Source organism: Serratia sp. CY71090 (assembly GCF_052166845.1).
Lineage (GTDB): Bacteria > Pseudomonadota > Gammaproteobacteria > Enterobacterales > Enterobacteriaceae > Serratia > Serratia nematodiphila.
In genome coordinates, this window is the sequence record NZ_JBJNOA010000010.1 from 170,514 (window position 1) to 192,065 (window position 21,552).

The window sequence follows — 21,552 nt, forward strand, 5'->3', positions numbered from 1 at the left end:
GTTAGCCGCGCCCGTCTTTGATCGCTTTGATGATGTTGGTGGTCGACAGGCCGTCTTCAAAGTTCAGCACTTTGACATCGCCGCCGTTGGCCCACACTTCCGCACTGCCGGCAATCTCTTCCGGCTTGTAATCGCCGCCTTTCACCAGCAGATCCGGCAAGATGTCGGCGATCAAGCGCTGCGGCGTGTCCTCCTCGAACGGCACCACCCAATCCACCGCTTCCAGCGCGCCCAGCACGATCATGCGGTTCTCCAGCGCGTTGACCGGGCGTTTCTCCCCTTTCAGACGCTTGGTCGAGGCGTCGCTGTTCACCGCCACGATCAGGCGATCGCCCAGCTTGCGGGCGTTGGCCAGATAGGAGACGTGGCCGGCATGCAGAATGTCGAAGATGCCGTTGGTCATCACCACTTTCTCACCGCGCTGACGCGCCTGCGCCACGGCGTTTTTCAACTGTGCTTCGGTCATCACGCCAAAGCCGGTTTCGGCGCGGCCGCGCACCGCGTTTTCCAGCTCGATCGGCGACACGGTAGACGTACCGAGCTTGCCCACCACCACGCCGGCGGCGGCGTTAGCCAGGAAGCAGGACTCTTCCAGCGAATTGCCGGCGGCCAGCGAGGCGGCCAATACGCCGATCACGGTGTCGCCGGCGCCGGTCACATCAAACACTTCCTGCGCCTGGGTCGGCAAGTGCAGTGGCTCAACGCCAGGCTGCAGCAGCGTCATGCCGTGTTCGGAGCGGGTAACCAGCAGCGCCGACAGCTCGAAATCCGCCACCAGCTTCATGCCGCGTTCCACCAGTTCTGCTTCATCCTTACAGTGGCCCACCACCGCTTCGAACTCGGACAGGTTCGGCGTCAGCAGCGTCGCGCCGCGATAGCGCTCGAAATCGGATCCTTTCGGATCGATCAACACCGGCACCTTGGCGGCGCGCGCCAGTTGGATCATGCCCTGCACCTGGCTGAGCGCGCCCTTGGCGTAATCGGACAGCACCAGCGCGCCGATCTGCGGCAGCGCCTGCTGAATGCGCTCCAGCATCGGCTGCGGATCGACGTTGGAGAAGCCTTCTTCGAAGTCGAGACGGATCAGCTGCTGGTTGCGCGACAGCACGCGCAGCTTGGTGATGGTCGGATGGGTCGGCACCGAGACGAAGTCGCAGCGCACGTTGACTTCATTCAGCTTGGCGCTCAGCGCCCGCGCCGCATCGTCGATGCCGGTCAGGCCCACCAGACGGGAAGTGGCGCCCAGCGAAGCGATGTTCATCGCCACGTTAGCCGCGCCGCCGGGACGCTCTTCGATGGTATCGACCTTGACCACCGGCACCGGGGCTTCCGGTGAAATGCGGCTGGTCGGCCCATACCAATAGCGATCCAACATGACGTCACCGACCACCAGCACACCGGCGCGGCGAAAATCAGGCAGCGTAACTTTCATCCGATAACTCCAAAAAAGAACAAAATTTTAGTGGCGCAGATATTACCACAGACCGCCGGAATACCCGCAAAAAGGTATTAATCCAGCCATTTGGCCCAGCTGGCGCGCACCTGCTCGCGCTCGGCGGCAAACAGCTCGCTGCCGACCTTGCCGGAATGCTCCTGCAGCGCCAGGTGGTGGATTTCGTCGCGCATGGTGACATAGGCCTGGGTCAGCGCGCGTGCCTCTTCATCCGGCATGATGTCGTAATTGGCCATCAGCTCGAAGATGCGCACGTTGTCCGACCAACGCGTCAAGCGCGGTTCGCCCGGCGCATAGCGTAAGACCAGATATTGGGCGATAAATTCGATGTCGGTAATGCCGCCCTCATCGGTTTTGATATCAAACAGATCGCGCTGTTTGTTGCCGAGATGGTTGCGCATCTTTTCGCGCATCTCGCGCACTTCACGCTTCAGGGTCTGCGCATCGCGCGTTTTGCACAGGATCTCGCGCCGGATCGCGTCGAACTGCTGATGCAGAGCCGGGTCGCCATGCACGATGCGCGCACGCACCAGGGCCTGATGTTCCCAGGTCCAGGCTTCGTTTTGCTGGTAGTCGGCGAACGCCTCGACGGTGCTGACCAGCATCCCCGCAGCGCCGGAAGGCCGCAGGCGCGCGTCCACCTCATACAGAATGCCGGAAGAAGTGCGGGTGCTGAACAGATGCATCACCCGCTGCGCCAGCCGCAGGTAGAACTGGCGGCCGTCGATGCAGCGATCGCCGTCGGTCATCACCTCCGGTGGGCAATCCAACAGGAACACCAGATCGAGATCGGAACTGTAACCCAGCTCCCAGCCGCCCAGCTTGCCGTAGCCGATCACCGCAAAGCCGCGCCCTTCGCGCTCCTGCAGATGGGTGGGCTGGCCGTAGCGCGCCACCATATCGCTCCAGGCCTGCTGCACCACCGCGTCGATGATCGCCTCCGCCAGATAAGTCAGGTGATCGCTCACTTTCATCACCGGCAGCGCGCCGGCGATATCAGCAGCCGCGATGCGCAGCTGCTGCGCCTGTTTGAACTGGCGTAGCGCCTCCAGCTTTTGCTCTTCGTCGTCTTCCGGCACCCGCAGCAGATACTGCCGCAGCTCGCTGCGGTAGGCGTCCAGCGCCACCGGCTGATACAACGTGGCCGGATCCAGCAGTTCGTCCAGCAACAGCGGGTAACGCGACAGCTGGTTGGCGACCATCGGCGACGCGGCGCACAGGCGGATCAGATGGCTGAGCGCCGCATGGTACTCCACCAGCAGCTCGAGGTAGGTAGTGCGGGTGACGATGCTGAGCAGCAGCTGCGCCAGCCGCACCAGCGCGGTCGGGGCGTCCTGGCGCGGGCATACCTCCGCCAGCAGGCGCGGCATCAGCTGATCGAGCACGTCGCGGCCGCGCGGGCCGATGGTGCGCTTGTCGACGTCGTGGCGGAAATCGGCGATGGTGCGCAGCATCTGTCGGCGCCCCTCTTCGTCGAGGTGCGGCGTCAGCGGCGCCAGCTCGTTCTCCTCCAGCGCGTCCTGCCACAGGCTGTGGTAGTGCTGGTAGTCAGGATCTTCGCCGACATCAGGGCTATCGTCGCCGATCAGGTCGTCGAACACCGCGCGCACCGCCTGCATGTGCACCTCCAGCGCCGCCATCAGCGCCGGCCAATCCGCCACCCCCATGCCGTAGGCCAACCGCGCCTGATCGAGCGCCTCCTGCGGCAGCGTCTGGGTTTGCTGATCGCCGATCGCCTGCAGCAGGTTCTCCAGCCGCCGCAGGAACAGGTAGGCGGCGCTCAGCGCCCGCACCTGCTCACTTTCCAGCAGCCCCAGCTCACCCACCGCCTGCAACGTCGGCAACAGCGAACGCCCCTGCAACGCCGGTTCACGGCCGCCGCGGATCAGCTGGAATACCTGAGTGATGAATTCGATTTCGCGAATGCCGCCGGCGCCCAGCTTGATGTTGTCCTTCAGGCCGCGCCGCCGCACTTCACGGGCGATCATGCCCTTCATGTTGCGCAGAGACTGAATGACGCTGAAATCGATGTAGCGGCGGAACACGAACGGCCGCAGCGTTTTGCGCAGCTCCTGGCTGTAGGCGTCTTCCGCCCCGCCCATCAGGCGCGCCTTTACCATCGCATAGCGCTCCCAATCGCGCCCCTGTTCCTGGTAGTAATCCTCCAGCGCCGCAAAGCTCATCACCAACGGGCCGCTGTCGCCGAACGGCCGCAGCCGCATGTCCACGCGATAGACGAAGCCATCGATGGTCTGTTGATCCAGCGCCTTGATCAGCCGTTGGCCGAGGCGGGTGAAGAACTGGGCGTTATCCAGCTCGCGTCGCCCGCCCTGGGTTTGACCATTTTCCGGGTAAGCGAAGATCAGATCGATGTCCGACGAGAAGTTCAGTTCGCCGCCGCCCAGCTTACCCATGCCGAGGATCAACAGCGGCTGCGGCTCGCCGGCGGCGTTGCACGGCGTGCCCCATTCGCGGCAGCAGGTTTGATACAGCCAGTCGCGCGCGCTGACGATCAGCGTCTCCGCCAGCCCGCTCAGCTGCAGCAACGTTTCTTCGGTCGAACACAGCCCCTGCGCCTGCGCCCAGGCGATGCGCACCAGCGTTTCGCGGCGAAACAGACGCAGCGTGCGCATCAGTTGCGCTTCGTCGCGCACCTCTTCCAGCTCGTCCTGCAACCAGGCGGCATAGTGTTGCCACTCGCCGGGCGCCGGCGGCTGTTCGCGCAGCGTCGCCAGCCAGGCCGGCTGGGCGAGCAGCGCGTCGCTGACGAAGTCGCTCGACGCCAGCACCCACTGCTCTTGCTCGCTAAAGGCGCAGTCCGCGCCATGAACTTCCTGAAAACGCTGCACAACCTGCTGTGCCTGAGCCTGTAACGCGGCTGAAAGTGGCGACATAGTGTATGACCCGTTCTGCGGCCCGCGGCTGGCGGGCCGGCTGGATTAACGAAGCGCGCCGTTTAACCAGAATGGCGCATGCGATAAGGCCTGTTTGCGGCTGGCTTCATACCAGCCCTGGCGGCGCTCGCTCAGCGCCGCCTGCAGCTCACGCCAGGCGTCGATATAAGGCCCGGTCTGCTCGTCGGGGTAAGCGCCCGACAGCAGGACCAGCGCCGAAATCTGACGCGTCAGGCGCGGCAATTGTTCCTGATATTCATCTTCGTTCAGCGTACGGCTGAAGGCCTCCTTCAGCTCCGCGCCGCTGCGCCCCAGCATGATGTCGCTGAAGCGTTTGAAAGAACCGTCCAGCTTGGCCTGCGCTTTGGCGTCGATAAACGGCCGCCAGGCGCCGCGCACCAACCATGATGTGAGCGCCAACTTACATTGCAGGTAGACCGCGCTGTAACACAGGATCTCCGGTTGCGCGGTTTTGTCCGCCAACAGAGGTTCGAGCTCGGTCAGGCGGGCGCGCAGATCGGCACTGGCCTTGCGCGGCACCAGGCCGCCGAAGATCACCAGCGCCTGGCGGATCGTGCCAACCGCCTCAATCACCGAAGCGCGCGCCTGCGCGTCGCCGCGCAGCCACAGCTCTTCATGGTACTGCCAGTGGTTGAGCGCCAGCTCGAAGGCGGCGATCATCCCCTGCTCCACGGTCGCCTTCGCCGCCGGCTTCAGCACCCGCAGCGGGCGCACCTCACGCGGCGGATTGCCCTGCGCCAGGTGGTAACCGCGCGCCGCCTTGCTCAGGCTGCCCTGACGCAGCCCGTCGTGCGCCGCCAGCTCACCGGCCAACGCCAGCAGATCGGCGGTATTGCCTTTCAGCAGCTCCAGTTCTATCTCGCTCAGGGCTTCGCTGAGGCCACCAGCACGCACTTCTCCCTGATCCAGGCCAATCTCTATCTCGCTTTGGCCGTAAGTAACCACCCACTTCTCACGCACGAAATCCGTACGGAACAGCGGTTGCAACGCCTGCTGCAGCGCCGCGATATCGCAATCCTGCGGCCAGATGTCGGCAGGAAACTGCGCCAACGCCAGCTGCGGCTCGGCGATAGCGACATTGTATTCCGGGCGCTGGTGCAGGCCGCCCACCACTTTACCGGCGGTTTTGATGGTCATCTCATAGCGATCGTCGAAACCGCGAATGCGCAGCCCCATGTCGTGACTGCGCAGGAAGTTGTCGGCCGTTTCGAAGTAAATGTTGGTCAGCTTTTGCGGCGCGGAATGCTGATGCGGCCAGGCGGCGAGCCAGTGTGGCAGAGCGGCCACCGCTTGCGGCGCGGCGATGAATTTCAGTTCAATTTCAACGGTCATAATTCTTTAACACCAATAAGTTACGCATTCGCGTCGGTTTCAGCGCGGCGCGCTCGGCCCGCCGTATGCTGCCCACTGACGCACAGTTGCCGTTATCTTACCGCGATTCCCGGCGCCTTAACCCTGCTAACTGTAGAAAAAACCTGTTACGTTATAAAACGCTGCGCAACTCACAGAATCAGCCACAGTAAGATAGTTCTCATTCCGGTTTTGGCGTTGCGTCGTCAGACTGAACCCTCTACTATCGTTCCATAAATTCACCCAGAAACGATGAACTAATGCAGAAATTACGCCTGATTTTCCTTGCCGCGCTGAGCTTCAGCATCACTTGGGCCGCACATGCCGAAGATAAACGCTATATCTCCGATGAGTTAAGCACTTACGTCCATAGCGGCCCAGGTAATCAGTACCGTATTGTCGGCACTCTGAACGCCGGTGAAGAAGTGACCCTGCTGAGCGTCAACGACAGCACCAACTACGGCCAGATCCGCGATCCGAAGGGCCGCACCACCTGGATCCCGCTCGACCAACTCAGCCAGACGCCAAGCCTGCGCACCCGCGTGCCGGAGCTGGAACAGCAGGTGAAAACCCTGACCGACAAGCTCACCAACATCGACAACACCTGGAACCAGCGCACGGCGGAAATGCAGGAAAAAGTCGCAGGCAGCGACAGCACCATCAGCAGCCTGCAGAAGGAAAACCAGGATCTGAAAAACCAGCTGGTGGTCGCGCAGAAGAAGGTCAACGCCGTTAACCTGCAGCTCGACGACAAGCAGCGCACCATTATCCTGCAGTGGTTCATGTACGGCGGCGGCGTCGCCGGCGTCGGTTTGCTGCTGGGCCTGCTGTTGCCGCACCTGATCCCGCGTCGCAAGAACAACAATCGCTGGATGAACTGATCTCAGTATCGTTCAGTTTGAGTTTGGGCGCCTGCGGGCGCCTTTTTCATTGGCGCCGACATCCCGCGGCCAATTCATGTAATCTGATAGACAGAGCCTTACACGATATTCAGGAGTCAACAGTGCAGATTTATCTGGTCGGCGGCGCCGTTCGCGACAGCCTGCTCAACATTCCGGTGGTCGATCATGATTGGGTGGTGGTGGGCGCCACGCCGGCGGAGCTGCTGGCATTGGGCTACCAGCAGGTCGGCAAAGATTTTCCGGTGTTCCTCAATCCCGATACCCACGAGGAGTACGCGCTGGCGCGCACCGAGCGCAAATCCGGCCAGGGGTACACCGGTTTTACCTGCTATGCCGCGCCGGACGTCACGCTGGAAGAAGATCTGCTGCGGCGCGATCTGACCCTCAACGCCATCGCCCGTTCCGCCGAAGGGGAACTGATTGACCCCTACGGCGGCGTGGCCGATCTGCAGGCGCGCGTGCTGCGCCACGTTTCCGACGCGTTCGGCGAGGATCCGCTGCGCGTGCTGCGCGTGGCGCGATTCAATGCTCGCTTCGCCCATCTGGGTTTTCGCATCGCCGACGAAACGCTGGCCCTGATGCGCCGGATGGCGCACAGCGGTGAACTGGCCGCGCTGACCGCCGAACGCGTCTGGAAAGAAACTGAAAAGGCGCTGCAAAGCCAGAGCCCGCAGGTCTATTTTCAGGTGCTGCGCGACTGCGATGCGCTGGCGGTGCTGTTCCCGGAAATCGACGCGCTGTTCGGCGTGCCTGCCCCCGCCAAATGGCATCCGGAGATCGACACCGGCGTGCATACGCTGATGGCGCTGGCGATGGCCGCCCGCCTCACTCCCGAGGTGGACGTACGCTTCGCCACCCTGTGTCATGACCTCGGCAAAGGATTGACGCCAAAAGCGTTCTGGCCGCATCACCACGGCCACGGCCCGGCGGGCGTGCGGCTGGTCGAAGCGCTATGCCAACGGCTGCGGGTGCCCAATCCGGTGCGCGATCTGAGCAAGCTGGTGGCCGAGTACCATGATTTGATCCACACCGTGAACAAGCTGCGGCCGGAGACCCTGCTGAAGCTGTTCGACGCCATCGACGTCTGGCGCAAGCCCCAAAGGCTGGAGCAGATGATCCTGACCAGCGAAGCGGACGCGCGCGGCCGCACCGGCTTTGAGGAGAATCCTTATCCGCAGGGCGACTATCTGCGCCAGGCGTATCAGGTGGCGAACGCGGTATCTATTAAAGAGGTGGTAGCCAGCGGGCTGCAGGGCACCGCGATCCGCGATGAGCTCAAACGCCGTCGCCAGCAGGCGCTGGCCGACTGGAAGCTCAACCAAACCATCCTCAACGATCAGGCATAAAAAAACCCCGCAGAGCGGGGTTTTTTCTTGCCATCGGGCTTACAGGAATACCATGTAAACCACGGCCGCCACGATAAAGCGGTAGATGGCGAACGGCACGAACGAGATGCGTTTGATCAGCGACAGGAAGGTCTTGATCGCAATCAGCGCCACCACGAAGGCAGTAACGAAACCGACGGCGAACATCGGCAGATCGCCCCAGGTCAGGAAGTGCAGGCTCTTGTACAGATCCAGACCGCTGGCGCCAATCATCATCGGCACCGCCAGGATGAAGGAGAACTCGGACGCCGCATAGCGGTTTACGCCCACCAGCATACCGCCGGCGATAGTGGACCCCGAACGGGAGAAACCCGGCCACAGCGCCAGGCACTGGAAGCAGCCGATCATGAACGCCTGGCGGTAGGTGATGTCATCCAGCCCTTCCGCTCTCGGTGTCTTCGGCTTCAGCCATTCCGCCGCCAGCAACAGCAGGCCGCCGACGACCAACGCGTACATCACGTTTTTCGGCGCGAACAGCGATTTAATCACATCGTGGAATACCAGACCCAGCACCACCGCCGGGATCATCGCCAGCAGGATATGCCCCAGCTTCAGTTGGCCGCTGGTTTTGCCCTCGTGCTCCACTGGCTTGCCGCCGAAATGGATGCCGATCAGGCCGAACAACCGGCGCCAGAACATCACCACCACGGCCAGGATAGACCCCAGTTGGATGATGACTTCAAAGGTTTTGGCTTTGTCGCCGGTAAAACCCAGCCACTCGCCAACAATAATCATATGCCCGGTGGAAGACACCGGCAGAAATTCGGTTAACCCTTCGACAACCCCAAGAACAAACGCAATAAACAGTGAATGCATGTCAGCCATGTGCTTCGCTCACCCCATAAAATAACGGCCATCACATAAAAAAGCGGCAGTGTTTAAAAGACAATGCCGCTAAAACAATTCTCAGGATTAAGACCAGATTAACGGTCTTTCGTTGCAAGCAGATGACATAAAATCATGCGGGACGAGTGCCGCGCTCAATGATCACGCCGACCCGATTGGCATGTGCTACAGCGCCCGGTTTGCTGACCTTAATACGGACCCACGGGGAATTGAAGCGCTGAAGCAAAATTTCGGATATTTCCTCCGCCACGCGCTCCACCAGCGCGAAGCGGTTCGATTCAACATGCTGGATCACGGCGTCGCTGACATCGGCATAGCTCAGACAGTCAGTTACATCGTCGCTGGCGGCGGCCGGCCGGTTATCCCAGCCCATTTCGATATCGAACACCAGCTTCTGACGAATGCCCTGTTCCCACTCATAAACGCCAATGGTGGTAATTACGGTAAGCTCTTCAATAAATACGATATCCATCACGTCATTCTCTGTTTTTGGCCTTGCCGGATACCACTTCCAGCGGAATGTGCGTATTATCCATAGATGTTGCGAGTAAAACGACCATTATTAAACGGAACCGCGTTATGAGTGCTACCGCGCTTGGCATGATTATCTTCGCGTATCTGTGCGGCTCGATTTCCAGCGCGATCCTGGTTTGCCGGATCGCCAGGCTGCCGGATCCGCGTGAACATGGCTCAGGAAACCCCGGGGCGACCAACGTCCTGCGCATCGGCGGCCGGCTGGCGGCGGCGGCGGTGCTGGTGTTCGATATTCTGAAAGGGATGCTGCCGGTCTGGCTGGCCTACAAACTCGATGTGCCGCCGCTGTATCTGGGCCTGACGGCGATCGCAGCCTGTCTGGGGCACATCTATCCGGTGTTCTTCCACTTCCGCGGCGGTAAAGGCGTGGCGACGGCGTTTGGCGCCATCGCGCCTATCGGCTGGGATCTGACCGGCCTGATGACCGGCACCTGGCTGTTAACGGTGCTGCTCAGCGGCTACTCTTCACTTGGCGCCATCGTCAGCGCGTTGATCGCCCCGTTCTACGTCTGGTGGTTCAAACCGCAGTTCACCTTCCCGGTAGCGATGCTCTCCTGCCTGATCCTGATGCGGCATCACGACAATATTCAGCGCCTGTGGCGCGGCCAGGAAGGCAAGATCTGGGGCAAGTTCCGCAAGAAGAAAAACGATGCGGATAACGGCGACCAGCCGAGAGAAGAATAACAGAAGGGCCGGATAATCCGGCCCTTTGCTTTATACCGCAGGCAGTTCCGCCAGCGGCCAGCGCGGCCGCACCGAAACGCTCAGCGCCGGGTTGGCGCCGCTCTTCAGGCGCACCATGCCGGCATAGGCGATCATCGCGCCGTTGTCGGTGCAAAATTCCGGGCGGGCATAGAACACCTCCCCGCCGCGTTTCTGCATCATCTCCGCCAGCTTGGCGCGCAGCGTGCGGTTGGCGCTCACGCCGCCGGCCATCACCAGGCGTTTGAAGCCGGTTTGCTCCAGCGCGCGTTTGCATTTGATCGCCAGCGTATCCACCACCGCATCCTCGAAGGCGCGGGCGATGTCGGCGCGCGTCTGATCGTCGTTGCCGTTGGAGCGAATGGTGTTGGCGGCGAAGGTTTTCAACCCGGAGAAGCTGAAGTCCAGCCCCGGACGATCGGTCATCGGCCGCGGGAAGGTGAAGCGCCCCGCCGTGCCCTGCTGCGCCATCTTCGACAGCATCGGCCCGCCGGGATAATCCAGGCCGAGCAGCTTGGCGGTTTTGTCGAACGCTTCGCCGGCGGCATCGTCGATCGACTCGCCCAGCAGTTCATACTCACCGATGCCGGTGACGCTGATCAGCTGGGTGTGGCCGCCGGAGACCAGCAGCGCGACGAACGGGAACGCCGGCGGGTTATCTTCCAGCATCGGCGCCAACAGGTGGCCTTCCATATGGTGCACCGGCACCGCCGGCACGTTCCAGGCGAACGCCAGCGCGCGCCCCACGGTTGCGCCGACCAGCAGCGCCCCCACCAGGCCCGGCCCGGCGGTATAAGCCACGCCGTCGATATCGGCCGGGGTCAGGTTGGCCTCTTTCAGCGCCGCCTGAATCAGCGGCACGGTTTTGCGCACGTGATCGCGGGAGGCCAGTTCCGGCACCACGCCGCCGTAGTCGGCGTGCAGCTTCACCTGGCTGTATAATTGGTTGGCCAATAAACCGGTTTGATCGTCATACACTGCAATTCCGGTTTCATCGCAGGACGTTTCTATACCCAGTACTCGCATTACATTTCCCATCATTCACGTGCGGCCGCCAGTCTACCACATTCCGCCGCATTTACCGCCGGCGCCGCGCATCTTGTCACCGGCTTGCGCCTATGTCGATGATTCATCCAGAAAATGCCTGAGCGATTAAACACGAGCATTTTTTTCTGATTAGTCTATAATCAGCGCCCGGTGCAAAATTGCGCACGTTGCGGCAGAGCGACGCGGGTTTCAATTTGCTGTGATGCTTTACAAAGCAGCATCCATTGGAGTAAAATTCCGCACCATTTTGAAAAGGCTGGCGCTTGGCCAGCAGCAAACCGAATTTTATTGAGGTGAGAGGCACATGCCGGTAATTAAAGTACGTGAAAACGAGCCATTTGACGTTGCTCTGCGTCGTTTCAAACGCTCTTGCGAAAAAGCGGGTGTTTTAGCTGAAGTTCGTCGTCGTGAGTTTTATGAAAAACCAACTACCGAACGTAAACGCGCTAAAGCTTCTGCTGTGAAACGTCACGCGAAGAAACTGGCTCGCGAAAACGCACGCCGCACTCGTCTGTATTAATTCTTCGGGGGCAACCCCACCGCGTGAATTTCTGATTTTCAAAATCGCGCAGACCGAGTAGTTGCATACGAAGGCCGTGCTTTCCGAAAGGAATGCGCGGCTTGTTCTCGTTTATAGGCTAATGAAGTAAGGGCTTATGGCTGGACGAATTCCGCGCGTATTTATCAATGACTTGCTGGCTCGCACCGACATCGTCGATTTGATCGACGCCCGCGTGAAGCTCAAGAAGCAAGGCAAGAACTATCACGCGTGCTGTCCGTTCCACCACGAAAAGACGCCTTCCTTTACCGTTAATGGCGAAAAGCAGTTTTATCACTGTTTTGGGTGTGGTGCGCACGGCAACGCCGTCGACTTTTTGATGAATTACGACCGACTCGAGTTTGTCGAAACCATCGAAGAACTGGCGACCATGCACGGGCTGGAAGTGCCTTACGAAGCGGGCACCGGGCCAACCCAGATCGAACGCCATCAGCGCCAGAGCCTGTACCAACTGATGGAACAGCTCAGCGCGTTCTATCAACAGTCACTGCAGCAGTCCTCCGGGGCGCCGGCGCGCAACTATTTGCAGCAGCGCGGGTTAAGTGACGACGTTATTCGCCATTTCGCCATCGGCTTCGCGCCGGCGGGATGGGACAACGCCCTGAAGCGTTTCGGCCGCGACGCCGACTCGCGCCGCGCATTGAACGATGCCGGCATGCTGGTGACTAACGATCAGGGGCGTTCGTACGACCGTTTCCGCGAACGGGTGATGTTCCCCATCCGCGACAAGCGCGGGCGCGTGATCGCCTTCGGCGGCCGCGTGCTGGGCGACGGTATGCCGAAGTACCTGAACTCGCCGGAAACCGAAGTTTTCCATAAGGGCCGCCAGCTGTACGGCCTGTATGAAGCACAGCAGAACCACCCTAACCTGCAGCGGCTGCTGGTGGTGGAAGGGTATATGGACGTAGTGGCGTTGGCGCAATTCGGCATCGATTATGCCGTCGCCTCGCTCGGCACCTCGACGACGGCGGAACACATTCAGCTGTTGTTCCGCGCCACCGACAACGTCGTCTGCTGTTACGACGGCGACCGCGCCGGCCGCGAAGCGGCCTGGCGGGCGCTGGAAACCGCGCTGCCGTACCTGAATGACGGGCGCCAGCTGCGGTTCATGTTTTTGCCCGACGGCGAAGATCCGGACACGCTGGTGCGCAAGGAAGGCAAAGAAGCCTTCGAACAGCGAATGGAGCAGGCGCAGCCGCTGTCCACGTTCCTGTTCGAAAGCCTGCTGCCGCAGGTGGATCTGAGCAGCCCGGACGGGCGCGCCAAGCTGAGCACGCTGGCGCTGCCGCTGATTACTCAGGTGCCGGGCGAAACGTTGCGCTTGTACCTGCGCCAGGAGCTCGGCAACAAGCTGGGGCTGCTGGACGACAGCCAGCTCGACAAGCTGATGCCCAAGCAGGCTGAAAATGCGAATCCTTATCAGGCGCCCCAGCTAAAACGCACAACCATGCGTATACTGATAGGGTTACTGGTGCAAAATCCGCAGTTGGCTACACTTATCCCTTCGCTGGAAGGGTTGGAGCAGACCAAACAGGCGGGATTGCCGCTGTTCGTCGAACTGGTGCAGACCTGTTTGGCGCAGCCGGGTCTGACGACCGGGCAATTGCTGGAGCTGTATCGCGACAACAAATTCAGCCAGCAGCTTGAAACCTTGGCGACCTGGAACCATATGATCGTTGAGGACATGGTCGAGCAGACCTTTTTGGATACTTTGGCCAGCCTGTACGACTCGGTGCTCGAGCAACGGCTGGAAACGCTGATCGCCCAGGCCAGAACGCGCGGTCTGAGCGCGGAGGAACGTGAAGAAGTCCGTTCTCTCAACCAGGTTTTAGCGAAGAAAAACTGAATACCAAACGGCTTAAGTGCCGATAATTGCGAGGGCAGAGCCCTGCACAGTGCCGCCATAGTGGGCCGCGGCGATAACGAAAACGCCCCAAATGCTATTGTTGGCGGTTTCGCCGACCGACACCAACCTAAATACTCTGAAGTGTGGATACCGTCTTATGGAGCAAAACCCGCAGTCACAGCTGAAGCTACTTGTCACCCGTGGTAAGGAGCAAGGCTATCTGACCTATGCTGAGGTCAATGACCATCTGCCGGAAGATATCGTCGACTCCGATCAGATCGAAGACATCATCCAGATGATTAACGACATGGGCATCCAGGTGATGGAAGAAGCACCGGACGCCGATGACCTGCTGCTCGCCGAAAACTCGAACAGCACGGACGAAGATGCGGAAGAAGCCGCCGCACAGGTTCTGTCCAGCGTGGAATCCGAAATCGGCCGCACCACCGACCCGGTGCGCATGTACATGCGCGAAATGGGTACCGTCGAACTGCTGACGCGCGAAGGCGAAATCGACATCGCCAAGCGCATCGAAGACGGCATCAACCAGGTACAGTGCTCGGTTGCCGAATACCCGGAAGCCATCACCTACCTGCTTGAGCAGTACGATCGCGTCGAAGCGGGTGAAGCGCGCCTGTCCGATCTGATCACCGGCTTCGTCGATCCTAACGCGGAAGAGGACATCGCCCCAACCGCCACTCACATCGGTTCTGAACTGTCGAGCGAAGAGCAAGACGACGACGAAGAAGATGAAGACGACGAAGACGACGACACCGAAGACGATAACAGCATCGATCCTGAGCTGGCGCGTCAGAAGTTCGCCGAGTTGCGCGATCAGTATGAAGCGACCCGCCTGGTGATCAAGAAAAACGGCCGCAGCCACGCCAGCGCCGCGGACGAGATCCTGAAGCTGTCTGAAGTGTTCAAGCAGTTCCGCCTGGTGCCGAAACAGTTCGACTTCCTGGTCAACAGCATGCGCACCATGATGGACCGCGTTCGCACCCAGGAACGCATCATCATGAAGCTGTGCGTTGAACAGTGCAAAATGCCGAAGAAAAACTTCGTCACCCTGTTCGCCGGCAACGAAACCAGCGATTCCTGGTTTGAAGCCGCGCTGGCGATGGCCAAGCCATGGTCGGAAAAGCTGAAAGACGTTGCTGAAGACGTGCAGCGCAGCCTGCAGAAACTGCGTCAGATCGAAGAAGAGACCGGCCTGACCATCGAGCAGGTCAAAGACATCAACCGTCGCATGTCGATCGGTGAAGCGAAAGCCCGCCGCGCGAAGAAAGAGATGGTTGAGGCCAACCTGCGTCTGGTTATTTCCATCGCCAAGAAATACACCAACCGCGGCCTGCAGTTCCTGGATCTGATCCAGGAAGGCAACATCGGCCTGATGAAAGCGGTAGACAAGTTCGAATACCGCCGCGGCTACAAGTTCTCGACGTACGCCACCTGGTGGATCCGTCAGGCTATCACCCGCTCCATCGCCGACCAGGCGCGCACCATCCGTATTCCGGTGCATATGATTGAGACCATCAACAAGCTCAACCGTATTTCGCGCCAGATGCTGCAAGAGATGGGCCGCGAGCCGACGCCGGAAGAGCTGGCCGAGCGCATGCTGATGCCGGAAGACAAGATCCGCAAAGTGCTGAAGATCGCCAAAGAGCCAATCTCGATGGAAACGCCGATCGGCGACGACGAAGATTCGCATCTGGGCGACTTCATCGAGGATACCACCCTCGAGCTGCCGCTGGATTCCGCGACCTCGGAAAGCCTGCGTTCCGCCACCCACGACGTGCTGGCCGGCCTGACCGCGCGCGAAGCGAAAGTGCTGCGCATGCGTTTCGGCATCGACATGAACACCGACCACACGCTGGAAGAGGTTGGCAAGCAGTTTGACGTTACCCGTGAGCGTATTCGTCAGATCGAAGCCAAGGCGCTGCGCAAGCTGCGTCACCCAAGCCGCTCCGAAGTGCTGCGCAGCTTCCTGGACGATTAAGTCCGGCTGCCGCACCAAAAGCAAAAACCCCGGCTTGCCGGGGTTTTTTTATGCATCAGAACATGCTGTTGCCGCTGGCGGTCTTCTCCGGCACCGGCTGCGTCACGTCCCAGTGTTCAACGATCTTTCCGGCGCTGTCCAGACGGAAGATATCGACGATCGCCGCGGTCTTGCCGGCCTCGCGCCCGCTGACCTCCACATGCAAAATCACGAAGTCGCCGTCGACGAACGCCTGTTTCACCTCACTGTGCGAGTTGGGGTAACGCGTTTTCAGCAGCTCGACAAATTGACGAAAACCCGCCACGCCGTCTTTGGCGTTGGGGTTATGCTGTTTGTACTGTTCGCCCAAAAACGGCCGCGCCGCCGCAAAATCCTTGTTGTTCAGCCCCTGCCGATAAAACTCCAGCACGTTCTGCTTGTTGCGCGCTTCCTGCGGCGAATGCCCCGCCTGTGCAGCGCCGGTCACCAACAGCAGCGCCATCAAACAGCCTTTCATCATCGATGTCATCGCACACTCCCCTTATCTCATTGCAGCGCCAGGAACAGCTCGCGATAGCTGGCGGTCAGCTGCTCCAGCGTGGCGCGATTCAATCCGCTGGGATTGGGCAATACCCACACCTCGGTTTCTCCCAGCATCATCGTCTGCTTGCCCCAGGGCGCGTTTTTCACCCCGAAGGCGGTGGTGAACGCCTGCTTGCCCAAGATCGCCAGCGCGCGCGGCTGATAGCGCAGGATCTTCTCTTGCAGCGCCTCACCGCCGCTGCGCAACTCGTCGCGCGACAGCTCGCTGGCCGCCACCGTCGGGCGCGCCACCAGCGCGGTAATGCCGCAGCCGTTGTCCTTCAGCTGCTGCCACTGCTCCGGCGCCAGCTGGCTCGCGGTAAAGCCGGCCTGATGGATCACCTTCCAGAAGCGGTTGCTGCCGTTGGCAAAAGGATAGCCCTGATGGGCGGAAGAAAGGCCGGGGTTGATGCCGCAAAACACCACCCGCAGGTTGGGCGCCAGAAGTTCCATGAGTGTCGTGAGTCCATTGCAGGGATTTACTGCGGTTATCGCAAAATCCGCCAGCAATTACAACAGGCTAGAACTGCGCAGAAAAGCAACATACGGGCGGGTAACAGTAGACCGCCGCTTAAGGATTCCCTATAATCTCGCGGCTTGGCCCCTTAGCTCAGTGGTTAGAGCAGGCGACTCATAATCGCTTGGTCGTTGGTTCAAACCCAACAGGGGCCACCAAATTTTAGCTTTAAAATCATATAAAAAAGCCACTTTTCTCGAAGTGGCTTTTTTATTTTTTGCTAACAGTGGCGGTACAAGGCTACCCAATACCCTCAAATGGCAGGTATTTAAACAGTCCGTCGTTACTGTGCCGCCCACACAATGGCTCGTCGTGTCACTATCACCAAGCAAAGCTAAAGCGGTCTCCATGACGCCTATGCTGTCGGTAAAGATTTAATATAATCTTCAAAACGTTTACCTCTTTCCTGTCGAAACCGTTCGCCAGTGTCCGTCAGCGATAGAATGCCATCAACGCGCAGGTTGCGGAAATCGGCTTTGGTCTCGCACCATATGGTCAGCAGCCATACGGCGTCAAACATCGTCAATCCTAATGGCCTGACATTTCTTCGGCTTTCATTACCTTTGAGGTCGCGATAGCAGACGACCAACCGCTTTCTACCTCGTATGGCCACGCGCAATGGCTCCAGATGCCTGTCGGCCAGTTCATACTCCAGAGTCCTGCGCGAGACGGCACGCAATGGCATATGCTGATAACGTTCCCTCGCATTGTCATCCAACATGGCACCTATTTTGGCTGAAACGCGACGGGCCGCCTCACCCAACTGCGCATCACCACGAGCCACAATCAGACGAGTGCCCAGCATTATGGCCTCCAGCTCGTTAACGTCAAAATGCAGCGGCGGCAAGAAATACCCCTTTTCCAACTGATATCCTAATCCAGACGCACCGCGGATCGGCGCTCCCATCGTCTGCAACGTGCTCATATCTCGATAGATGGTTCGCACCGAAACATCCAACGTCTGAGCCAGAAATTCTGCCGATACCGGGCGTTGTCTGCCGCGCAGTTGGTCGAGTATTGAAAATAGCCTAACGGTTCTCACTGAATGCCTCCAATACCCCTGACAAAAACTGGCAGGGTCGTGGCCTATGATAGTCACTCACTCATTACTGGAAAAATTACCATGACATCCCCTAATCACATAACAGCATATTCCCCTGTCAGTGCCGGCCATGGCGTCGAGCTGGGCCGCTTCAAACTAAGAAAAGGCGTTACCGAAGAGAAGATGTACGCTGCCTATTGCCAGATGGTGCAACATCATCTGTCTGCGCAACCGGGCTGGCTACATCAATATTTACTTAAACTGGACGGAGACGTTTTCGTCGATGTGGCCATTGCAGAGAGCTATGCACAATCGCAAGCCATCTGCACCAGTTGGCATGGCCAATCACATTGCGAAGGCTTCCTTAGCCTTATCGAGCCGGAGAGCATGCACTTTGGTACATTAATGTGTACTCCACTCGTTATTCGATAGACGCACCGGCCTCCGGCGCCCCATTGTCAGAAGTGAGAGAAGTGGCGAGATAGCGATGGAGAGATTGAGCTTGCACACTGGGAGCTGTTACGCTCGCGGGTGACAAATATCACCACCAGGGATCCCGCATGATCGTCATCTGCGACCACGACAACCTCGACGCCTGGCTGGCGCTGCGCGCGGCGCTGTGGCCCACTTGTCCGTTGGAAGAGCACCGCGCGGAGATGCGTGAAATATTGGCTTCGCCGCACCACACCGCGTTTATGGCGCGGGGGCTGGACGGTGCTTTCGTTGGCTTTGCCGAGGTCGCGCTGCGCTACGATTACGTCAACGGCTGCGAATCGTCGCCGGTGGCGTTTCTGGAAGGGATTTACACCGTCGAATGCGCCCGCCGCCAGGGCTGGGCGGCGCGTTTGATCGCGCAGGTGCAGGAGTGGGCGAAGCAACAGGGGTGCAGCGAGCTGGCGTCGGATACCGACATCGCCAACCTGGACTCCCAACGCCTGCATGCGGCGCTGGGCTTTGCCGAAACGGAACGGGTGGTGTTTTACCGCAAAATGCTGGGCTGATCAGGAGGCCTTGCTTTGCCGCTGATGCGCCAGCTGCTCGGCGCGCAGCAGGATCTCCTGCAGGTCGTCCTCATCGATATCGAACAGATCCCCCTCCATCAGCGCCTCGTGCAGATCGGCACGGGTAATGGAAACGGCATCGATCGGCAGATTGGCCGGCTTGGCCTCCGCCGGCGCCAGCGCGTGCGGGTAGCGCCGCCCGGCCAGGTTATTGAACAGAATGGCCAGCGCCGCCAGCAGCACCGAGTTCAGCAGCACCGGGTACAACACGAAGTGGTAGCCCATCTGATGAATGCCGGGGCCGCCGAGGATGGCGGTCAGCGCCACCGCGCCGCCGGGTGGATGCAGGCAGCGCAGCTTGAACATCAGGCCGATGGCCGCCGCCGCCGCCACGCCGCAGGCCAGGCCCGGATCGGGGATCAGCAGACCGGCGCTAACGCCCACCGTCGCCGCCAGCGCATTGCCGCCGACGATCGACCAGGGCTGCGCCAGCGGGCTGTTGGGCACGCCGAACAGCAGCACCGCCGAAGCGCCCATCGGCGCGATAAACCACAGGTTCACCTCGCCCAAAATAAAGTGGCTGATCCAACCGGCGAGCATCAGCCCCAAACCGGCGCCAACGCTGGAAATCAGCATCTCTCGTTTGCCCACCGCCAGCGGGTGCGGCCACAGGCGCGCGCATCCCACTTTCACTCGTTCTATCCACTGCGTCTTCATGTTACCCAATACGGCTCAATTCACGTGTTGGCAACAAATATATCACATCATCCTGAAGGAGCTCACGGCGCCGTAAACCGCGCCACCCAAGAACTTTTAGGCTAACAGATTGATTTTTAGCCTCCCTTCGACAATGATGAATGTTCCCCCCTTAACCCCCGAGGAACCGCCGATGTCTCAACCGATCACCGAGCTTTATACCGACAGTGAATTTTTCAGCCCGTACGCCATGTCCGCCTTTGTCGTGCTGACGGAAAAAGGCATTCCGTTCACCCTGAAGCCGGTGGATCTGGCGAAAGAAGAGAACAAAGAGGCGGCCTACGCGGCGCTGTCGCTCACCCGCCGGGTGCCGACGCTGGCGATCGGCGAGTTCCAGCTCTCGGAGTCTTCGGCGATCGCCGAATACCTGGAAGACATCCACCCGGCCCACGCCGTGTACCCGCGCGACGTGAAGCTGCGCGCCAAGGCGCGCGAGATCCAGGCCTGGTTGCGCAGCGATCTGCTGCCGATCCGCGCCGAGCGCTCGACCGAAGTGGTGTTCAACAACGGCAAGTTCCCGCCGCTGTCCGAAGCCGCGCAAGAGGCCGCGCGCAAGCTGATCGCCGCCGTGGAAAAGCTGTTGAGCCACGGGCAGGACAATCTGTTCAGGGAGTGGTGCATCGCCGACACCGATCTGGCGCTGATGCTCAACCGGCTGGTAATGCACGGCGATCCGGTGCCGGAGCGCGTGCGCCACTATGCGCACAAGCAGTGGCAGCGCCCGTCGGTGCAGGCCTGGCTGGCGCTGTCGGAAAAGCGGCGCGCCTGAGGAAAAAAATCGGCGGCCACGACGCCGCCGTTCTCAATGCCGAGAAACAACATCACTGCTTGAGGGAAGGCAAATCACCATCCAGAGGGCAGATAACCTAACAATGAAGCGATGGCGTATACCGCGCTGGCCAGGTACAGCAACACAATGCTGATCTGCAGCAGCGGGTGCGTGATCCAGTTGCACTGCCAGCGCGGGGTCTGGTCGCCGTGTTTGCGCGCGCCGCGCAGGATCAGCATCGGCATGATCGACAGGATCACCCCGCTGAACACCCCGGCGAAGTAGAGCGCGTTGACGAACGACACCAGCCCGCTGTAGGCCAGCGCGAACGGCGGCACCACCACCAGCAGCAGCACGCCGAAGCGGCGCAGCGGCAACTCGTCGTTGCCCAGCCGGAACTTGTCGAAGATATTGGTCAGGAAGCTGCCGCCCAATCCCCAGTACGAGGTCAGCATCGCGCACAGCGCGAAGATGTTGGCGGAGAAGAACGCCCACTGCCCCAGCGCCTGGCCCCAGGAAATGGTGGCCACGTCGGAGATGTCATCCAGCCCGCTGAGCGCAATCACCGACATCGGCACCGCCGCCAGCAGAATGAAGGTCACCGCCATGCCGACGATGATCGCCTTCGGCAGTTGCTCGGGCTTGTCGGCGAAGCCGCGCGCCATCTCCGGCACGATGTACTGCGCCGAGAAGCAGAACACCACCACGTTGAACACCGGCACCATATAGCGCCAGTCGCCGTCCAGCAGGTTGCGCATCTGGGTGGTGTCTTTCAGCAGCGTCGCCGCCACCAGCGCGGTCAACATTACCACCATGCCGATGCTGATGAACTTCTCGCCGCGGCCGATCGCTTTCAAACCGAGATACAGCACGCCGGCGGCGGGTACGAAGAACAGCAGGCTGCCCAGCGCCGGCGAGATGCCGAACAGCGATTGCAGCAGCTTGCCGCTGCCGGTCATATAGGCGGTGAGCGCCCCGACGCTGTTGACGCACACCGAAGCGAACATCAACCAGGCGCCCAGCCCGCCGACGTAGCGCTTCGCCAGCCCGCTCAGCTGCAGATGCGCGCGGGTGCGCAGCGTGGATTCAGCGACGTACAGCATGGTGATGGTAGTCAGGCTCCCCACCAGCACCAGCCAGAACAGCAGCGGCAGGAAACCGGCCTTGCTGGAGGCATAGGCGATGGAGAGCACGCCGGCGCCGATGTTGGTGCCGACGATCATCGCCACCCCTTCGAGGAAACTTAACGATTTGGCGGGTGCAGGTGCTCGCACCCCGGCGGCAAGCGCCGGAGAAACAGAGATATTATCAGACATGCATCATCCTTTATCGCCCGGCGACGCTGGCCGCCGGGATGGGTTAACGTCC

The 21,552-nt window shown here is 60.4% G+C and carries 20 protein-coding genes and 1 tRNA gene; 10 read left to right on the top strand and 11 right to left on the bottom strand.

From position 1 onward, the window contains the following. Position 1: 1 nt before the first annotated feature. The 3 genes from hldE to ACJ8OK_RS18695 form a co-directional block, all read right to left on the bottom strand. Positions 2-1,432: a bifunctional D-glycero-beta-D-manno-heptose-7-phosphate kinase/D-glycero-beta-D-manno-heptose 1-phosphate adenylyltransferase HldE gene (hldE, locus tag ACJ8OK_RS18685; protein ID WP_004937214.1), complete on the bottom strand. Its 1,431-nt coding sequence runs from the start codon at positions 1,430-1,432 to the stop codon at positions 2-4. Between the two features lie 77 nt (positions 1,433-1,509). After that, complete coding sequence (gene glnE / locus ACJ8OK_RS18690; protein WP_261441011.1) at positions 1,510-4,347, bottom strand: bifunctional [glutamate--ammonia ligase]-adenylyl-L-tyrosine phosphorylase/[glutamate--ammonia-ligase] adenylyltransferase; 2,838 nt, start codon at positions 4,345-4,347, stop codon at positions 1,510-1,512. A 45-nt stretch (positions 4,348-4,392) separates the two neighbouring features. Continuing rightward, positions 4,393-5,700 carry a CYTH domain-containing protein gene (locus ACJ8OK_RS18695; RefSeq protein WP_021505075.1) on the bottom strand — a complete coding sequence of 436 codons (1,308 nt, stop codon included), beginning with the start codon at positions 5,698-5,700 and terminating at the stop codon, positions 4,393-4,395. 278 nt (positions 5,701-5,978) lie between these two features. On the opposite strand from ACJ8OK_RS18695, the gene ACJ8OK_RS18700 reads away from it, so the two are divergent. Together ACJ8OK_RS18700 and ACJ8OK_RS18705 are read left to right on the top strand one after the other, a co-directional pair. Then, on the top strand, positions 5,979-6,599 hold the full coding sequence (locus ACJ8OK_RS18700) for a TIGR04211 family SH3 domain-containing protein (protein WP_033632054.1): 621 nt from the start codon (positions 5,979-5,981) through the stop codon (positions 6,597-6,599). A gap of 122 nt (positions 6,600-6,721) precedes the next feature. Beyond that, positions 6,722-7,966, top strand: coding sequence for a multifunctional CCA addition/repair protein (locus ACJ8OK_RS18705; protein WP_033632053.1), 1,245 nt, complete (start codon positions 6,722-6,724; stop codon positions 7,964-7,966). Between the two features lie 39 nt (positions 7,967-8,005). Here ACJ8OK_RS18705 and bacA read toward each other — a convergent pair whose 3' ends face one another. Together bacA and folB are read right to left on the bottom strand one after the other, a co-directional pair. After that, positions 8,006-8,830 carry an undecaprenyl-diphosphate phosphatase gene (gene bacA, locus ACJ8OK_RS18710; protein ID WP_015379094.1) on the bottom strand — a complete coding sequence of 275 codons (825 nt, stop codon included), beginning with the start codon at positions 8,828-8,830 and terminating at the stop codon, positions 8,006-8,008. A 133-nt stretch (positions 8,831-8,963) separates the two neighbouring features. Continuing rightward, positions 8,964-9,323, bottom strand: a complete 360-nt coding sequence (gene folB / locus ACJ8OK_RS18715) for a bifunctional dihydroneopterin aldolase/7,8-dihydroneopterin epimerase (protein WP_004937203.1) — start codon at positions 9,321-9,323, stop codon at positions 8,964-8,966. Between the two features lie 107 nt (positions 9,324-9,430). On the opposite strand from folB, the gene plsY reads away from it, so the two are divergent. After that, on the top strand, positions 9,431-10,069 hold the full coding sequence (plsY, locus tag ACJ8OK_RS18720) for a glycerol-3-phosphate 1-O-acyltransferase PlsY (RefSeq protein WP_004937201.1): 639 nt from the start codon (positions 9,431-9,433) through the stop codon (positions 10,067-10,069). A gap of 30 nt (positions 10,070-10,099) precedes the next feature. On the opposite strand, the gene tsaD is transcribed toward plsY, so the two are convergent. After that, positions 10,100-11,113 carry a tRNA (adenosine(37)-N6)-threonylcarbamoyltransferase complex transferase subunit TsaD gene (gene tsaD, locus ACJ8OK_RS18725; RefSeq protein WP_015379097.1) on the bottom strand — a complete coding sequence of 338 codons (1,014 nt, stop codon included), beginning with the start codon at positions 11,111-11,113 and terminating at the stop codon, positions 10,100-10,102. A 325-nt stretch (positions 11,114-11,438) separates the two neighbouring features. On the opposite strand from tsaD, the gene rpsU reads away from it, so the two are divergent. The 3 genes from rpsU to rpoD all read left to right on the top strand — a co-directional run bounded on the left by rpsU (position 11,439) and on the right by rpoD (position 15,538). Next, positions 11,439-11,654 carry a 30S ribosomal protein S21 gene (gene rpsU / locus ACJ8OK_RS18730; RefSeq protein WP_001144069.1) on the top strand — a complete coding sequence of 72 codons (216 nt, stop codon included), beginning with the start codon at positions 11,439-11,441 and terminating at the stop codon, positions 11,652-11,654. Between the two features lie 136 nt (positions 11,655-11,790). Beyond that, positions 11,791-13,539 (top strand): DNA primase, encoded by a 1,749-nt coding sequence (gene dnaG, locus ACJ8OK_RS18735; RefSeq protein ID WP_135638658.1) that lies wholly within the window; start codon positions 11,791-11,793, stop codon positions 13,537-13,539. Between the two features lie 157 nt (positions 13,540-13,696). Continuing rightward, positions 13,697-15,538, top strand: coding sequence for an RNA polymerase sigma factor RpoD (gene rpoD / locus ACJ8OK_RS18740; RefSeq protein ID WP_004937194.1), 1,842 nt, complete (start codon positions 13,697-13,699; stop codon positions 15,536-15,538). Positions 15,539-15,593: 55 nt separating this feature from the next. Here the strand turns inward: rpoD and ACJ8OK_RS18745 are convergent, their stop codons facing one another. Next, positions 15,594-16,046, bottom strand: coding sequence for a nuclear transport factor 2 family protein (locus ACJ8OK_RS18745; protein ID WP_015379099.1), 453 nt, complete (start codon positions 16,044-16,046; stop codon positions 15,594-15,596). A gap of 17 nt (positions 16,047-16,063) precedes the next feature. Further along, a complete protein-coding gene (mug, locus tag ACJ8OK_RS18750; RefSeq protein WP_048325522.1) occupies positions 16,064-16,552 on the bottom strand; it encodes a G/U mismatch-specific DNA glycosylase in 489 nt (162 codons plus the stop codon). 146 nt (positions 16,553-16,698) lie between these two features. On the opposite strand from mug, the gene ACJ8OK_RS18755 reads away from it, so the two are divergent. After that, positions 16,699-16,774: transfer RNA gene (locus ACJ8OK_RS18755), tRNA-Ile, on the top strand. Between the two features lie 197 nt (positions 16,775-16,971). Here ACJ8OK_RS18755 and ACJ8OK_RS18760 read toward each other — a convergent pair. Beyond that, positions 16,972-17,658, bottom strand: coding sequence for a helix-turn-helix transcriptional regulator (locus ACJ8OK_RS18760; protein ID WP_033632035.1), 687 nt, complete (start codon positions 17,656-17,658; stop codon positions 16,972-16,974). Between the two features lie 81 nt (positions 17,659-17,739). On the opposite strand from ACJ8OK_RS18760, the gene ACJ8OK_RS18765 reads away from it, so the two are divergent. After that, on the top strand, positions 17,740-18,090 hold the full coding sequence (locus tag ACJ8OK_RS18765) for a hypothetical protein (protein WP_050501229.1): 351 nt from the start codon (positions 17,740-17,742) through the stop codon (positions 18,088-18,090). A 128-nt stretch (positions 18,091-18,218) separates the two neighbouring features. Then, positions 18,219-18,659: an aminoglycoside 6'-N-acetyltransferase gene (gene aac(6'), locus ACJ8OK_RS18770; protein ID WP_442530817.1), complete on the top strand. Its 441-nt coding sequence runs from the start codon at positions 18,219-18,221 to the stop codon at positions 18,657-18,659. Here the strand turns inward: aac(6') and ACJ8OK_RS18775 are convergent, their stop codons facing one another. Continuing rightward, on the bottom strand, positions 18,660-19,376 hold the full coding sequence (locus ACJ8OK_RS18775; RefSeq protein WP_060560341.1) for an HPP family protein: 717 nt from the start codon (positions 19,374-19,376) through the stop codon (positions 18,660-18,662). A gap of 172 nt (positions 19,377-19,548) precedes the next feature. On the opposite strand from ACJ8OK_RS18775, the gene yfcF reads away from it, so the two are divergent. Continuing rightward, positions 19,549-20,184, top strand: coding sequence for a glutathione transferase (gene yfcF / locus ACJ8OK_RS18780; RefSeq protein WP_060560342.1), 636 nt, complete (start codon positions 19,549-19,551; stop codon positions 20,182-20,184). Between the two features lie 74 nt (positions 20,185-20,258). On the opposite strand, the gene ACJ8OK_RS18785 is transcribed toward yfcF, so the two are convergent. Then, positions 20,259-21,500: an aromatic amino acid transport family protein gene (locus tag ACJ8OK_RS18785; RefSeq protein WP_025160112.1), complete on the bottom strand. Its 1,242-nt coding sequence runs from the start codon at positions 21,498-21,500 to the stop codon at positions 20,259-20,261. Between the last annotated feature and the right edge of the window lie 52 nt (positions 21,501-21,552).